Here is a 14,437-nt window from a genome sequence, read left to right as displayed (position 1 = left end):
TTTATTGGAGGTCTATTTTGTTTGTTACCAGAATCAATGAAAATTTGGTATACTAATGAAGTGAATCTGAAACAGAAAGAGGGAAAATTATGTATAAAATTGAAAAATTACGTGCAGCAATGAAAAAAGAAGCGCTAGATGCGTTCTTAATAACGAGTCCATATAATTTACGCTATCTGACAAACTTTACTGGAACGACTGGACTTGCTGTGATCACGCTAGATAAAGCTTTTTTTGTGACAGATTTCCGTTATACGGAGCAAGCGACTGCACAAGCGCAAGGATTTGAGATTGTAACAAATAAAGGACCTATTTTTGATGAAGTAGCAAAAATTTGTTTACAAGAAGAAATTAACGCAATCGCTTTTGAAGAAAGCTTTGTCAGTTTTGCAGATTACCAGTGGTTAGAAGAGATCATTGAAGAATCTTCTTTAGTTCCGATTTCTGGTATGATCGAAACATTGCGTGAAGTCAAAGATGAAAATGAGATCGAATTGATCCAAAAAGCATGTGCAATCGCCGATCAAGGAATTGCCAACACGTTAAAAACGATTCGCCCAGGTATGACGGAAATTGAAGTGGCGAATCAATTGGACTTTTTTATGCGCTCATTAGGTGCAACGAGTGTATCGTTTGAAACGATCGTGGCCAGTGGTGTACGTTCAGCTATGCCGCATGGAGTAGCAAGCAATAAAGTCATCGAAAAAAATGATTTGATTACCATTGATTTTGGTTGTTATTATGAAGGATACGTCTCTGATGTCACAAGAACGTTTGCAATTGGAGATCCAGGAGAAAAATTAAAAGAAATCTATCAGATCGTATTAGAAGCCAATCAAAAAGTGATTGAGATGGCTAAACCTGGTATGACTGGAATCCAATTAGATGCCGTTGCCCGTGATCATATCGCTTCTTACGGATATAAAGAAGCGTTTGGTCATTCTACAGGTCATGGCATTGGATTAGAAATCCATGAAGGGCCGAATGTTTCTTTTAGAGCAGAAAAAGCGTTTGTCGCTGGAAATGTCATCACAGATGAGCCCGGTATTTATCTACCAGGAATCGGTGGTGTAAGGATCGAAGATGATCTATTGATCACATCGACTGGAAATCGCGTATTCACACAAGCACCTAAAGAATTGATTTTACTTTAAAAAAACTAGTAGTCTAAATCTTAGAATTTCGCTATAAACTAGACTTTTTATAGCGAAATTCTTTAGAAAATGATACACTGTTACCGAAGCGAAAACAATGTGAGAATTAAGTAATGGTAATGAGCGCTACTCGTTCGTGCTCATGATTAGGGACGGAGGAGACAATATGGTTGAAGAAACAAATTTAGTATTAGAAGCAAATCAAGAATTAGGCGAGATCGTCATTGCACCAGAAGTGATTGAAGTGATCATTGGGATTGCAGCAGCTAAAGTTGAAGGTGTATATGCAATGCGTGGGTCATTTACCAATAATGTAAATGAATTGTTAGGACGTTCAGCTCATCGTAAAGGTGTTCATTTGACAATTGATGAATCAGGGATCAAAGTAGATCTATATAGCTATATGAAGTATGGAGTGTCTGTACCGAAAGTAGCCATGGAGATTCAGCAAATCGTCAAACAACAAGTTTTGTTTATGACCGATGTTGTATTGAGTGAAGTAAACGTTCATGTATTGGCCGTAGTGCCTGAAAAAACTGAAGAGTTAAATATGGCAGAATTATTTGGAAACGAAGAGGAAGACAATGAATAAAGAGTTATCAAGACATGAGATCAGAGAAATGGGTGTACAAGCATTATTTCCTCTAGATTTTAATAAAGATTTTTCAAAACAAGCAGCGATCGATCATGCAATCGAGCTAAACCATACCGAATTACTTGACGAAGAAGAAGAGCATTTTGTGCCAGCTTATCTCGATTTAGTCGTGAGTGGTGTTTGCGTAAAACAAGAAGAATTAGATACTTTGATCGGCAAACATTTGCGTAAAGGTTGGTCGATCAAACGTTTAGCAAAAATCGATGTGACAATCTTGCGTCTAGCATTATTTGAAATGCTCTATGTTGAAGAGGTTCCCAATCGTGTTGTTTTAAACGAAGCAATCGAACTAGCAAAAACATTTAGTGATGAACAATCACGTAAGTTCATCAATGGTGTGTTGTCTTCAATCAATAAAGAACTTGAGGCTGGCGTATAAGCTAGCTTCTTTTTTTGGTATAGTTCCTAAGTTTTTGTCTAAAAATCGATCTTTCGTGTTTAGACAGTTCAATCCCTTTCTTTCGTATGATAAAATATGAGAAAGTGTAAAGGAGTGGAATGAATGCCAACAATTATTGACGGAAAAGGGTTAGCCCAAACAATGCAAGAACGATTGAAAGAAACGATAGCTAAAGAAACGACTATGAAGACACCTGGTTTAGTGGTGTTATTAGTAGGGGAAGATCCAGCGAGCCAAACGTATGTGAAAAATAAAGAATTGGCTGCAACTCGAATTGGTATCCATTCAAAAATCGAACGATTGAGTCACACAATTACACAAGAGGAATTGCTTGAAAGAATAGCTTTTTATAATCGCCATGAAGACTTTCATGGTATTTTGGTTCAACTTCCACTTCCTAAACATATCGATGAAGCGAAAATCGTGGAAGCCATCGATCCTAAAAAAGATGTCGATGGGTTCCATCCGATGAATTTAGGTCATCTATTTGCTGGGACACCAGAAATGATTCCTTGTACACCCTATGGCATCATGGAGATGTTTAACGCGTATGAGATCGACCTTACAGGCAAACATGCCGTAGTAATTGGTCGTAGTAATATTGTCGGAAAACCGATGGCTCAATTATTATTGGCTCAAAATGCGACAGTGACCATGGCACATTCTAAAACGAAAGAATTAGCTGCATTAGCGAAAACCGCTGATATTTTAGTCGTAGCAATTGGACGTGGTCATTTCGTGACCCAAGAATTTATTAAAGAAGGGGCCGTCGTCATTGATGTAGGAATGAATCGTGATGACAAAGGAAAGTTGATCGGAGATGTAAAATTTGACGAAGTAGCTCCTTTGACAAGTTTTATCACGCCAGTTCCAAAAGGAGTAGGTCCAATGACGATTACAATGCTGATGCAACAAACCTATGAAGCAGCGAAACGTCAGGAGAGAAGTAAACTTGAAAACAAATTATCTTAGCATTGCAGCAATTACGGCATATTTAAAACGTAAATTTGACGCAGATCCATATTTAGAGCGCGTTTATTTAACTGGAGAAATTTCAAATTTTCGGTTACGGCCGAATCATCAATATTTTAGTTTAAAAGATGACCAGGCTAAAATTTCGGCTGTGATGTTCAAACAAGCGTTTAGCAAAATAAACTTTACACCTCAAGAAGGAATGAAGGTATTGGTTATTGGGCGGATCTCCTTGTTTGAATCGACTGGAAATTATCAACTTTATGTAGAACATATGGAACCAGATGGGGTCGGTGCATTGTATCAAGCCTATGCACAGTTAAAAGAAAAATTAGCAAAAGAAGGGTTATTTGCACGGCCGAAACGTGAGTTGCCAAGATTTCCCAAACGAATCGCTGTAGTGACTTCTCCAAGTGGAGCTGTGATCCGAGATATCATCACAACGGTTCAAAGACGCTATCCAATCGCTCAAATCGTCTTGTATCCCACGGTGGTGCAAGGTGAAAAGGCCACAGCGGATATTGTCAAAAATCTAGAGCGAATTGCTGCAGCTGGTAATTTTGATACGGTTATCGTGGGCCGTGGTGGCGGATCGATTGAAGATTTATGGCCATTTAATGAAGAAGCGGTAGCGCGAATGATCGCCAATATGCCGATTCCGATTATTTCTTCAGTGGGACACGAAACCGATACGACGATTGCCGACTTGGTAGCCGATGTGCGTGCTGCCACACCAACAGCCGCAGCAGAACTAGCAGTACCCGTTTTAACGCAAGAGATCGTAGCGATAAAAGAAAAACAGTTACGCTTGGAACAAGCCTTTTTGCGGCAGTTAGAGTATCGAAAACAACGATACGCAGCGCTAGCGAATTCATACATTTTACGTCAGCCTGAACGCCTATATGAGTCAAAAATCCAAAAAGTTGATTTATTGACACAGCGGATACAGCAACATATGGCAACACGTATTTCAAGAGAGACAGAACGAATGAATCATGTATTCTATCGTCTATCCCCGCAACGTATGGAAAGTAATGTCAAACAAAAGCAGCAGGAGCTTCAATATCATACAGCTCGTTTGCAGCAAGCGATCACTCAGTCCATGGCTCAAAAGCAACAACACGCGAACCAAACGATTCAAGCACTTGATCTATTAAGTCCGTTAAAAATCATGAGTCGTGGATATAGTTATGCAATCAAACAAGAGCAAATCGTACGCTCGATCAATCAACTATCGCCCCAAGATCAACTAACGTTACATCTATCTGATGGACAAGCTATAGTTGAAGTGGTCGATATAGAGAAAGGACATGAAGATGAGTCAACAAACATTTGAAAAATCTTTAGCAGAATTAGAAAAGATCGTTACCCAATTAGAACAAGGAGATGTCGCATTGGAAGAATCCTTAACCGCATTTAAGCGTGGAATGGAGCTAAGTAAACAATGCAAAGACACCCTTCAACATGCAGAAAAAACACTTGCAAAAATCATGAGTGAGACGAATGAAGAACTTGTATTTGATGAGGAAACAAAATGAGTGATGCCCAAATGTATTTAGTGGAAGTAGAAAAAAAATTAGTACAAGCTGTATCCGACTATACGAATGAGGAACGATTAGCAGAAAGCATGCACTATTCTATTGCAGCTGGTGGTAAACGAATCCGTCCACTGTTATTGTTGAGTACCGTGTTACTATTTCAAGAAACGATCCCAAGTGCAGCAGTAGATACTGCTGCAGCACTTGAGATGATCCACACTTATTCGTTGATCCATGACGATCTACCTGCTATGGACGATGATGATTTACGTCGAGGCAAGCCGACGAATCATAAAGTATTTGGTGAAGATATGGCGATCTTAGCAGGAGATGCTTTGCTTACGCTAGCGTTTCAAGTGGTGGCGATGGCTGATCTTGACGCTACTAGTTTGGTGGAATTGATTCGATTGTTAGCAGAAACAGCAGGTCCTAAAGGGATGGTAGCAGGTCAAGTAGCGGATATGCGTGCTGAAAAGCGACAAGTCGATCAAATCGAATTACAAGCCATACATGAACGAAAAACAGGTGAATTGATCCGTTTTGCGCTACTAGCAGGTGGAATTATTGGAAAAGCTCCTAAAGAAGACTACGTTGCGTTAGATCGATTGGCCCGTAAGATCGGATTGGCTTTTCAAATTCGCGATGATGTGTTAGATGTCATTTCAACAACTGCTGAATTAGGAAAAACGGCTCATCGTGATGAGGTGTTAGAAAAAAGTACATATCCCAAATTACTAGGACTTAACGAAGCGAAAGCAGCTTTAGCTCAGGAACTACAAGATGCCACGGCTATTTTGACATTATTGGCACAAAAAGGGTATACAATTACGCCTTTACAACGGATTATTGAACAACTTGCATTAAAGGAAGAGGCATAAGATGAAAAAAGAACGTGTGGATGTATTAGCAGTCCAACAAGGGTTATTTGAAACCCGTGAACAAGCAAAACGCGGTGTAATGGCAGGGTTAGTTTACAAAGAAGTCAATAGTGAACGTTTAGATAAACCAGGTGAGAAAATTGATGCGTCAATCCCTTTAGCCATTAAAGGACAAAAATTGCCTTACGTATCTCGAGGTGGATTGAAATTAGAAAAAGCGTTAAAAAAATTTGATTTTACCGTGACGGATAAAGTCGTATTAGATATTGGTTCTTCAACGGGTGGATTTACCGATGTTGCCTTACAAAATGGAGCGACAATGAGTTATGCACTAGATGTAGGGTATAATCAATTGGCTTGGAAATTAAGACAAGATCCGCGAGTCGTTGTAATGGAACGTGTGAACTTTCGACATTCGAATCCAGAAGATTTTGCGAAAGTACCAGAAGTTGCAACAATCGATGTCTCGTTTATTTCTTTACGTTTGATTTTGCCTAACCTTCATCGGATTTTAATCGAAGGTGGAGATGTCATGGCATTGATTAAACCCCAGTTTGAAGCAGGAAAAGAACTAGTTGGAAAACATGGAATCGTTCGTGAAGCGAAAACACATGAGCAAGTAATTGAACGAATCGTATCGTTTGCTGCTAAAGAAGGATATGACGTGAAGCAACTTGATTTTTCACCAATTACAGGTGGTGAAGGCAATATCGAGTTCATTGTTCATTTGAAAAAAAGTACGGTTCCAGGAACGATCGCATCGACAATTAATATTCCAGAATTAGTTGACTATGCCCATCGTCAATTGACCTAAAGGAGCGAGAGTATGAGAAAAAAAGACCGTCATCAATTATTGACGCGCTTATTAAGTGAGCAAGATATTGCAAAACAAGAAGAATTTGTTGAAATATTAGAACAAAGAGGAATCCAAGTCACACAAGCTACAATTTCGCGAGATATCAAGGAATTAAAACTAGTTAAAATCCCTTCGGCAACCGGAGGCTATCGCTATAGTTTACCTGCTCAAAATGATATCGAAATCGCACAGAAACTAGAAAATTTATTAAAAAATGCTGTGAAATCTGTCAAACGTATGGATAAGTTTGTCTTGATCAAAACGATGCCTGGAAATGCTAGTGCATTATCTCATTTACTCGATACATATTACGCTAAAGAACTTTTTGGGATTATGACAGATGATGATACGATTTTGATGATTGCTAAAGCACAAGAAGCACGTGATTTGATATACGAAGAAATCAGACGATATGAACAGTAGATAGAAAATAGGTGAAAAGATGCTAATTGAGATAACGATTGAAAATTTTGCAATTATTGAATCCTTGCATCTGAATTTTTATCAAGGGATGAATGCCTTAACGGGTGAAACGGGTGCTGGGAAATCGATTATTATCGATGCGATGGGCTTGCTAGCAGGCGGTCGAGGTTCAGTTGACATGATTCGTCAAGGTGCAGAGAAATGTCGATTAGAAGGAGTATTTGAATGGCCGACACAAGAAGCCTTTCTGGAATTAGCAGAGACATTAGGTATCGATCAAGAGGAAGACTTTTTGATCGTTCAGCGCGATATGTCGATAGCTGGGAAATCGATCTGTCGTGTAAACGGACGGGTCATGACGCTAGCGAACCTAAGGAAAATCGGTGCTTTTTTAGTCGACATCCAAGGTCAAAATGATCATCAGGCTTTACTGCAACCCGAGCAACACTTGCGATTGGTAGATGAATTTGGTACTCCCGAATTTACAGCAAAAGTAAACGCTTATCAAAAGGTGTATCATGAGTATCGCATGATTGAAAAAAAAGTAAAACAGATCAAAGAAAATGAACAATCGTACGTACAACGTATGGATATGTTACATTTTCAGCTGGATGAGTTAGCGCAAGCGGACTTGCAAGTTGGAGAAGAAGAGTTGTTGATCGAAGAACGCGATAAATTGGTCAATTTTCAAAAAATTGTAGATACACTAGGACTGACTTATCAGCTGCTAACGCAAGATGGACAAGGAACAACCGACCAGTTAAGTCAAGCTATGGGACAAGTAGAAAATATTTCTTCATTAGATAAAGACTATGAGAAAATGGCGGAGTCTTTACAATCGGCGTATTACTTAGTCCAAGAAGTTACTTCTGATTTATCTCGTCAATTGGATAGTTTAGAGTTTGATGAGCAGCGTCTTGAAGAAATATACGCTCGTCTAGAAGTGATTCGTCAGTTGAAGCGTAAATATGGGGAATCGATCGAAGCGGTTTTAGCTTATTATGAACAGATTTCAAAAGAAGTCGCCGACGCAGATCACTCAGATGAACAGTTAGCTTACTTAGTCGAACAGTTGACTGAAAAAGAAGCATTGGTTAATGAAAAGGCACAAGAGTTGCATAATATGCGTCAAGAAATCGCTAAAAAATTAGAGCAAGGGATTTTACAGGAATTAAAAGAACTATACATGGAAAATACTGATTTTCAAGTTCGTTTTGATTCTACAAGTGAACCGACCGATCGTGGGATTGATAAAGTCGCATTTTATTTATCGACAAATCTAGGAGAACCTTTAAAACCGTTAGTTAAAGTTGCAAGTGGTGGAGAATTATCGCGGATTTTACTTGCATTGAAGACCGTCTTTTCTAGAAATCAAGCATTGACAAGTATTGTATTTGATGAGGTGGATACAGGAGTGAGTGGTCGAGTGGCACAAGCGATTGCGCAAAAAATCGCGACGATCGGCCAACGTTCACAAGTATTGTGTATTACGCATTTGCCACAAGTAGCTGCGTTTGCAGATCATCAATATTTTATTCAAAAAGAAGTCTTGGAAGGTCGAACAAAAACGACAGTCCATCTATTGTCTGCGACAAAACGTGTCCAAGAAGTCGCACGCATGCTTGCTGGAGCAGAAGTGACGCCACTGACGCTTGAGCATGCACAAGAATTATTGGAGATTGCAAAACAAGAAAAAACGAGCTGAAAGTCGTAGAGGTTTCTACAGCTTTCAGCTCATTGTCTGTTATCCTTTGATACTAGCAATTGCGCCCAATACAATGGAGCCAATTGTTAAGATCAACATTAGCCATACTACGACCATGGTAATTTTTTCAAATCTACTTTTTGGTTTTTTTCCGCTCATCGTCTATCACCTTTCCAAAAGAATCAGTTATTGCTTAGTTTACTCTCAAGTATAGCAAAACTCAAGAATCAATGGCAGAAATTAAAGAAGATTTTTCTTTTTTAAGATGGTAATAGCGGTAATGCATAAGCTTGCGGTTATTAGCGCGATCAGCCAAAAGGCGATCTTAGAATCTTCAAACGGTAGCGTGACGTTCATCCCATAGATGCCACCAATAATTGTTGGAATCGTCAATACCAGTGTCAAAGACGTTAGAAACTTCATAACATTGTTTAAATTATTCGAGACGATAGCCGAAAACGTATTGTTGATTTGATCGATCAAACGCAAATGGATCGAAGCAGAAGAAACAGATTGTTTGGTTTCAATCAAAATATCTTGCATATAGTTAGCCAATAAATCCGATTCTTTTATCGGCTCACTTTTTGAGAATATCATAAGTGTTTCCAAATTATTCTTTGTGGCAGACTCGATCAGCACCAAACTTTTTTGACTTTCAAGCATGTAATAAAGCTGCTGATTTTCAGTGGAGACTTTGATTTGTTGTTCGATTTGTTGAAGTTGGAGTTTGATTTCTTTTAAATAAAGATTAAACGAATGAGAAAGGCACCACAATATAGGAAAACTGATTTTCCAGTGTACTTCTGGTGAGTTGACGAAAAAAGGCACTTGGTCTGTTGTGCATGTATCAAATAGTATCGGTGGAAATTTTGATACCGTAATAACCAAGGGAGTGTGTGTAAAAATAATCGATAACGGATAGGTTTCGTATTGATTTTTTGCGACTTTCCTTGGAAATTGAACTAAGACCAGTGCTGGCTGTTTGGCAAAATGGGGTTGCTTCAATTGTTCACATCGAGAATTTTCTGCATCATCTAAAATGGCCGTTACATAGTCTCTTGGTAATTGATAGTCTGCGATCAATTCGCTTATTTCGTGAGGATCTGGAGCTTCAAGATGAATCCACTGTGTAGACACTTGCATAGAATCTTGGCGATGCAATTCGTCATTGATGAACGTATAGTAATGGAACATAGCTGATTTTCTCCTTTTTAATAGTATTGTTTTCTAAATTTTTCTAAAGCCCGTAATCCAAAAAAACACTTCTGAGTATTCAGAAAATAAGAAAGGAACACATTATGATTACATTTACAATTAGTTTACTATTTTGGTACCTTTTTCCAATCATAGCACTTTTTGGTGCGCAATTCATCGTGACATTTTTTCAATTAAAACGAAAGTTCAATTTGAAAGCTCCAGATATCGCGACTTTCTTTTTGATCTTCGGTTTTCATCAACTTTCCCTAGAAGTCCTTGGTACGACGCTTTTAGCGTATTATTTCATGTCGATCATATTGCTAGCGATTGGATTAGCTTTCGTACATGCGTACTTTTTTGATGAAATCAATTACCAACGTTTTTTTAAAATGTATTGGCGAATGGTATTTTTATTCACTTTATTCATCTATATTTTATTGATTATTGTCAGTTTGATTGGTTTGATTATCTAAACTTGAAAAAAAGTGTGTGAAAATAAAAAGAAGAAATCAAAACTTTTTTTTCAATTTCTGAGAAAATGTGGTAGAAAGTGGGGGATTGTGGTAGACTTGATTTATCAAGTGGTGAACGGGGGTTTTTGCGATGTTGATGGGCGAATTTCAGCATACAATCGATACCAAAAACCGAGTAATTATTCCCGCGAAACTACGTGAGCAGCTAGCACCTCAATTTGTCGTAACAAGAGGTCTAGATGGCTGTCTTTTTGGATACCCAAAAGATGAATGGGCAAAACTTGAACAAAAATTAAGTGAAATGCCTTTAGCCAAAAAAGAAGCTCGCACCTTCGTCCGTTTTCTCTATTCTGCTGCAACAGAATGTGAATTTGATAAACAAGGACGAATTACCCTTCCAAAAACTTTATGTGATTACGCAAATTTAACGAAAAATTGCACCATTATTGGTGTAGCCAATCGAATTGAAATATGGGATGAAGAAAAATGGCGATCTTTCTCAATTGAAGCAGAAGAAAATTTTGATGAGATCGCGGAAAATATGATAGATTTCGGGTTTTAGAAAGAGGCAGAAGATGACAGAATTTCAGCATTATACAGTCATGAAAAAAGAGACTGTTGACGGATTGAATATCAAAGAAGATGGTATTTACGTAGACTGTACCTTGGGAGGTGCAGGTCATAGTGAATATATACTTCAGCAATTGGGAGATTCAGGTCATCTTTATGCATTTGATCAAGATCAAAAAGCCATTGATTTTGCGAAACAGCGCTTAGCTCCTTATGTTGAAAAAGGTCAAGTGACCTTTATTAAACGGAATTTCCGCTATTTGAAAGAAGAACTTATGGCTTTAGGTGTCTCACGTGTTGATGGGATTTTATACGATCTGGGAGTTTCCTCTCCACAGCTAGATGAAGCGGAACGTGGATTTAGCTACCATCAAGATGCCCCCCTTGATATGCGGATGGATGAGACAGCAGATTTTTCTGCATATGATGTGGTCAATACATATAGCTACCATGAATTGGTGAAAATTTTCTTTCGCTATGGAGAAGAAAAATTTTCAAAACAAGTTGCACGAGAAATTGAACGCGCACGAGAAATCAAACCGATCGAAACAACCGGTGAACTTGTAGAGTTGATCAAAGAAGGAATTCCAGCACCAGCTAGACGAAAAGGTGGACATCCAGCAAAACGAATTTTTCAAGCGATACGTATTGCAGTCAATGATGAACTTGGTGTAGTGGAAGACTCACTAGAACAAGCAATCGATCTGCTTGCACTTCACGGTAGAATCAGTGTGATCACCTTTCACTCACTGGAAGATCGCATCGTTAAAACCATTTTTAAAGAGTACAGTCAACAAAAAGATGTACCACCGGGTCTACCGATGATACCAGAAGAGTTTCAACCAGAACTACGTTTGGTCAATCGTAAACCAATTACAGCTTCTAAAGAAGAGCTGGAAGAAAATAATCGTTCACGTAGTGCTAAATTACGAATCGTAGAGAGAATAAAAGAAAGTGAGGAGACGAACCATGGCTGAATTGAAGTTTCAAGAAGATCAATTCCAACCATTAACACCTGAAGAACAAACGGAGCAATCTACTCGATATGCCGATCAACTGATTCGTCCAGAAGTCGTTTCTGTGCCAACGTCTCCTGCACATCGTTTGGCTGTATTAAGTCGTCTAGAAAAATATTTGATTGCAAGTATTATCATTGGAGCAATCGCATTAGGCTTATTTACAATCAATTTACGTACGACTATTAGTTCTGTTGAAAATGCAATCTCAACAGTTCAAAGTGAAATTACAACAAATCAAAATCAAATCAATGATTTACGTCAAGAAAAAAATGAATTAACCAAAACCGATCGTATTAAAAAAATCGCTGAAGAAAAAGGATTAACCAATAAAGAGGATAATTTAAGGAATGTGAAATAAATGAATCTCATAAAAAAAATCAAGCGATATTTCACTAAACACAACGGCACACCTAAGAGCAATCGCAAAAAAGTAGGGATCTTTTTGTTCTCTATGACTTTTGTGATGTTCTTTTTATTTGCGGGTCGTTTGAGTTATATCGTATTAGCAGGCAAAGTAGCAGATGTCTCATTAAAAAATAAAACAGATGCACTATACAAAGGAAGCGAAACGGTAGCTGCCAAACGCGGTACGATTTATGATCGCAATGGCATCGCGATTGCGGAAGATGCGACTTCGTATTCTGCGTATATTGTGTTATCCAAAACCTATACAACAGGGGATAAAAAGTTATATGCGGAGTCAAAAAACTTTGAAACTTTGGCAAAAATTTTAAAGGCACAAGTTGAAAACGTAGATGTTGACGATGTGGTGAAATTACTTGAAAATGGTGAAAAACAAGGATCCTACCAAGTCGAAGTCAATAGTGCTAAAAATCTAACGTTGAAACAAAAACAAGCCATTGAAGAAGCGATGGCAAAAAAAGATGTAGTAGGGATTTATTTTACAGAAAGTCCAGCACGTCTTTATCCAAATGGCGCATTCGCTTCTCATTTGATTGGGTATACTGATGTCGTGGAAGAAAAGACCGGTGAAAAAGAACTTGTCGGAAAAATGGGGATCGAAGCAGCTTATAATGATATCTTAAAAGGAAAAGACGGGAAAATCGTCTATCAAAAAGATAATTATCAAAATCCACTGCCAGGGACGATTTCAGAATCCACACCAGCTGAAGATGGAAAAGATATCTATACGACATTAGATAGTCGGATCCAAGTGTATCTAGATCAATATATGAAGGAATATTTTGATAAATTAGATGCTGAAAATATGACGGCTATGTTAGTCAAAGCGGATACAGGAGAAATCATTGCGCTATCTCAACAGCCAAGTTTTGATCCAGAAACAAAAGAAGGTACGAACGCGGATACATTTAAATGGGGAAATATTCTGGTTCAAGATACCTATGAGCCTGGTTCAACGATGAAGATCTTAACGACGGCTGCGGCAATGACTCAAGGAGTATACAATCCAAACGAAACCTATCAAGGTGGCAAAATCCAAGTTGCCGATACTACAATCGATGATTGGGACCATGGCGAAAAAGGCCTACTTACAATGCGACAAGCATTATCTTGGTCAAGTAATAAAGGAATGGTCATCTTAGAAGAAAAAATGCCTGATGCATGGCAAGAATATTTGAAAAAATTTGGTTTTGGCAGAAGTACTTATTCAGGATTAAATGGTGAAGTTAGTGGTGAATTACCAGCAGATAATATCGTAGACCGTGCGATGAGCGCATTTGGGCAAGGTGTTGCGGTCACGAATTTTCAAATGATGCAAGCATTTACGGCAATTGCAAATGATGGTGTCATGGTCAAACCACAATTTATCACAAAATTGGTCGATCCAAATACGAATAAAGAAACCGTGATGTCAAAAGAAGTAGTTGGCAATCCTGTGACTGCAGAAAGCGCCCAATTGACTCGTCAATATATGCGCGATACGACTGAAAATAAAGATTACGGAATCGCCTATGGAAAATATAATGTTCCAGGATATGATGTAAGTGTCAAAACCGGAACGGCTCAAATTGTCGAAAATGGAAAATATTTATTTGGCGGAACAGATTATATTTATTCGGCTGTTTCGATGGTGCCTTCAGAAAATCCAGAATATATCTTCTATCTGACGATTAAAAAACCAAAAGACTATGACTACAATGCTTTATCTGATATTACCAATGCAGTTTTAAAACGTGCAATGGACTTGTCTTCAACAAATGATGAACCTACGAAAGAAGCAAGTGCGGAGATCGAAAAAGTGATGGTTGAGGATTACCGTAATTTTGATACCGATCAAGCTGCAGCTTCTGCTCAAAAAATAGGATTAGAACCAATCGTGGTTGGAACTGGATCCAAAGTGGTGAAACAATCGATTCCAACTGGAAGCAAAGTTTTAGCTGGTGAGCGGTTGATTTTACTTACGGATAGTGCCGATCATGTCTTGCCAGATTTAACCGGATGGTCTAAAGCAGATGTGGTAAGTTTAGCTTCACTACTTGATTTAGATGTAGAGTTTAAAGGAGATGGGTTTGTGACCGCACAAAGTATTGAAGCATATCAACCTGTTCAAAAATCAGATCGAATCACCATTACGCTAGCGAGTAATGAGTAAATTATAATAGGAGAAAAAACAC

General features: G+C 38.3%; 17 protein-coding genes. 15 read left to right on the top strand and 2 right to left on the bottom strand.

What is annotated here, in order from left to right:
- Positions 1 to 86: 86 nt before the first annotated feature.
- From I573_RS00485 to recN, 10 genes are all read left to right on the top strand, one after another.
- Entirely contained in the window at positions 87 to 1,154 is a 1,068-nt protein-coding gene (locus I573_RS00485; RefSeq protein WP_211213385.1) for a M24 family metallopeptidase, read from the top strand.
- Positions 1,155 to 1,320: 166 nt separating this feature from the next.
- On the top strand, positions 1,321 to 1,746 hold the full coding sequence (locus I573_RS00480; protein ID WP_016184590.1) for an Asp23/Gls24 family envelope stress response protein: 426 nt from the start codon (positions 1,321 to 1,323) through the stop codon (positions 1,744 to 1,746).
- Positions 1,739 to 2,188 (top strand): transcription antitermination factor NusB, encoded by a 450-nt coding sequence (nusB, locus tag I573_RS00475; protein ID WP_016184589.1) that lies wholly within the window; start codon positions 1,739 to 1,741, stop codon positions 2,186 to 2,188. Before I573_RS00480 ends, nusB begins: the two co-directional genes overlap by 8 nt.
- Positions 2,189 to 2,311: 123 nt before the next feature.
- Positions 2,312 to 3,181, top strand: a complete 870-nt coding sequence (locus tag I573_RS00470) for a bifunctional methylenetetrahydrofolate dehydrogenase/methenyltetrahydrofolate cyclohydrolase (protein ID WP_016184588.1) — start codon at positions 2,312 to 2,314, stop codon at positions 3,179 to 3,181.
- On the top strand, positions 3,162 to 4,517 hold the full coding sequence (gene xseA / locus I573_RS00465) for an exodeoxyribonuclease VII large subunit (RefSeq protein WP_016184587.1): 1,356 nt from the start codon (positions 3,162 to 3,164) through the stop codon (positions 4,515 to 4,517). Before I573_RS00470 ends, xseA begins: the two co-directional genes overlap by 20 nt.
- Positions 4,498 to 4,719 carry an exodeoxyribonuclease VII small subunit gene (locus tag I573_RS00460; protein WP_016184586.1) on the top strand — a complete coding sequence of 74 codons (222 nt, stop codon included), beginning with the start codon at positions 4,498 to 4,500 and terminating at the stop codon, positions 4,717 to 4,719. Before xseA ends, I573_RS00460 begins: the two co-directional genes overlap by 20 nt.
- Positions 4,716 to 5,597, top strand: coding sequence for a polyprenyl synthetase family protein (locus I573_RS00455; protein ID WP_016184585.1), 882 nt, complete (start codon positions 4,716 to 4,718; stop codon positions 5,595 to 5,597). Before I573_RS00460 ends, I573_RS00455 begins: the two co-directional genes overlap by 4 nt.
- 1 nt (position 5,598) lies before the next feature.
- Positions 5,599 to 6,411 carry a TlyA family RNA methyltransferase gene (locus tag I573_RS00450; RefSeq protein ID WP_016184584.1) on the top strand — a complete coding sequence of 271 codons (813 nt, stop codon included), beginning with the start codon at positions 5,599 to 5,601 and terminating at the stop codon, positions 6,409 to 6,411.
- A 12-nt stretch (positions 6,412 to 6,423) separates the two neighbouring features.
- Complete coding sequence (argR, locus tag I573_RS00445) at positions 6,424 to 6,876, top strand: arginine repressor (protein ID WP_016184583.1); 453 nt, start codon at positions 6,424 to 6,426, stop codon at positions 6,874 to 6,876.
- 19 nt (positions 6,877 to 6,895) lie between these two features.
- Positions 6,896 to 8,581, top strand: coding sequence for a DNA repair protein RecN (gene recN / locus I573_RS00440; protein WP_016184582.1), 1,686 nt, complete (start codon positions 6,896 to 6,898; stop codon positions 8,579 to 8,581).
- A gap of 39 nt (positions 8,582 to 8,620) precedes the next feature.
- Here the strand turns inward: recN and I573_RS11295 are convergent, their stop codons facing one another.
- Together I573_RS11295 and I573_RS00435 are read right to left on the bottom strand one after the other, a co-directional pair.
- Complete coding sequence (locus tag I573_RS11295) at positions 8,621 to 8,740, bottom strand: DUF4044 domain-containing protein (RefSeq protein WP_081634494.1); 120 nt, start codon at positions 8,738 to 8,740, stop codon at positions 8,621 to 8,623.
- An 81-nt stretch (positions 8,741 to 8,821) separates the two neighbouring features.
- Positions 8,822 to 9,775 carry a magnesium transporter CorA family protein gene (locus tag I573_RS00435; RefSeq protein ID WP_016184581.1) on the bottom strand — a complete coding sequence of 318 codons (954 nt, stop codon included), beginning with the start codon at positions 9,773 to 9,775 and terminating at the stop codon, positions 8,822 to 8,824.
- 104 nt (positions 9,776 to 9,879) lie between these two features.
- On the opposite strand from I573_RS00435, the gene I573_RS00430 reads away from it, so the two are divergent.
- The 5 genes from I573_RS00430 to I573_RS00410 all read left to right on the top strand — a co-directional run bounded on the left by I573_RS00430 (position 9,880) and on the right by I573_RS00410 (position 14,415).
- Complete coding sequence (locus I573_RS00430) at positions 9,880 to 10,251, top strand: DUF3397 domain-containing protein (RefSeq protein ID WP_016184580.1); 372 nt, start codon at positions 9,880 to 9,882, stop codon at positions 10,249 to 10,251.
- A 130-nt stretch (positions 10,252 to 10,381) separates the two neighbouring features.
- The gene (gene mraZ, locus I573_RS00425; RefSeq protein ID WP_016184579.1) at positions 10,382 to 10,813 is read left to right on the top strand and encodes a division/cell wall cluster transcriptional repressor MraZ; all 432 of its coding nucleotides are present in this window, start codon (positions 10,382 to 10,384) and stop codon (positions 10,811 to 10,813) included.
- A 13-nt stretch (positions 10,814 to 10,826) separates the two neighbouring features.
- Positions 10,827 to 11,798, top strand: a complete 972-nt coding sequence (gene rsmH / locus I573_RS00420) for a 16S rRNA (cytosine(1402)-N(4))-methyltransferase RsmH (protein ID WP_016184578.1) — start codon at positions 10,827 to 10,829, stop codon at positions 11,796 to 11,798.
- Positions 11,791 to 12,198, top strand: coding sequence for a cell division protein FtsL (ftsL, locus tag I573_RS00415; RefSeq protein WP_016184577.1), 408 nt, complete (start codon positions 11,791 to 11,793; stop codon positions 12,196 to 12,198). Before rsmH ends, ftsL begins: the two co-directional genes overlap by 8 nt.
- Positions 12,199 to 14,415, top strand: coding sequence for a penicillin-binding transpeptidase domain-containing protein (locus tag I573_RS00410; protein ID WP_016184576.1), 2,217 nt, complete (start codon positions 12,199 to 12,201; stop codon positions 14,413 to 14,415). It begins immediately after the preceding gene.
- The last annotated feature ends 22 nt before the right edge of the window (positions 14,416 to 14,437 follow it).

This window comes from Enterococcus sulfureus ATCC 49903 (genome assembly GCF_000407605.1).
Classification (GTDB): Bacteria; Bacillota; Bacilli; order Lactobacillales; family Enterococcaceae; genus Enterococcus_G; species Enterococcus_G sulfureus.
Note: the sequence above shows the minus strand (reverse complement) of the source record. Positions and strands in the feature narration are given on the sequence as shown.

Coding starts and splice junctions, on each gene's coding strand:
- I573_RS00480 (WP_016184590.1), top strand. CDS start 1,321: ATGGTTGAAGAAACAAATTTAGTATTAGAAGCAAATCAAGAATTAGGC.
- nusB (WP_016184589.1), top strand. CDS start 1,739: ATGAATAAAGAGTTATCAAGACATGAGATCAGAGAAATGGGTGTACAA.
- I573_RS00470 (WP_016184588.1), top strand. CDS start 2,312: ATGCCAACAATTATTGACGGAAAAGGGTTAGCCCAAACAATGCAAGAA.
- I573_RS00460 (WP_016184586.1), top strand. CDS start 4,498: ATGAGTCAACAAACATTTGAAAAATCTTTAGCAGAATTAGAAAAGATC.
- I573_RS00455 (WP_016184585.1), top strand. CDS start 4,716: ATGAGTGATGCCCAAATGTATTTAGTGGAAGTAGAAAAAAAATTAGTA.
- I573_RS00450 (WP_016184584.1), top strand. CDS start 5,599: ATGAAAAAAGAACGTGTGGATGTATTAGCAGTCCAACAAGGGTTATTT.
- argR (WP_016184583.1), top strand. CDS start 6,424: ATGAGAAAAAAAGACCGTCATCAATTATTGACGCGCTTATTAAGTGAG.
- recN (WP_016184582.1), top strand. CDS start 6,896: ATGCTAATTGAGATAACGATTGAAAATTTTGCAATTATTGAATCCTTG.
- I573_RS11295 (WP_081634494.1), bottom strand. CDS start 8,740: ATGAGCGGAAAAAAACCAAAAAGTAGATTTGAAAAAATTACCATGGTC.
- I573_RS00435 (WP_016184581.1), bottom strand. CDS start 9,775: ATGTTCCATTACTATACGTTCATCAATGACGAATTGCATCGCCAAGAT.
- I573_RS00430 (WP_016184580.1), top strand. CDS start 9,880: ATGATTACATTTACAATTAGTTTACTATTTTGGTACCTTTTTCCAATC.
- mraZ (WP_016184579.1), top strand. CDS start 10,382: ATGTTGATGGGCGAATTTCAGCATACAATCGATACCAAAAACCGAGTA.
- rsmH (WP_016184578.1), top strand. CDS start 10,827: ATGACAGAATTTCAGCATTATACAGTCATGAAAAAAGAGACTGTTGAC.
- ftsL (WP_016184577.1), top strand. CDS start 11,791: ATGGCTGAATTGAAGTTTCAAGAAGATCAATTCCAACCATTAACACCT.
- I573_RS00410 (WP_016184576.1), top strand. CDS start 12,199: ATGAATCTCATAAAAAAAATCAAGCGATATTTCACTAAACACAACGGC.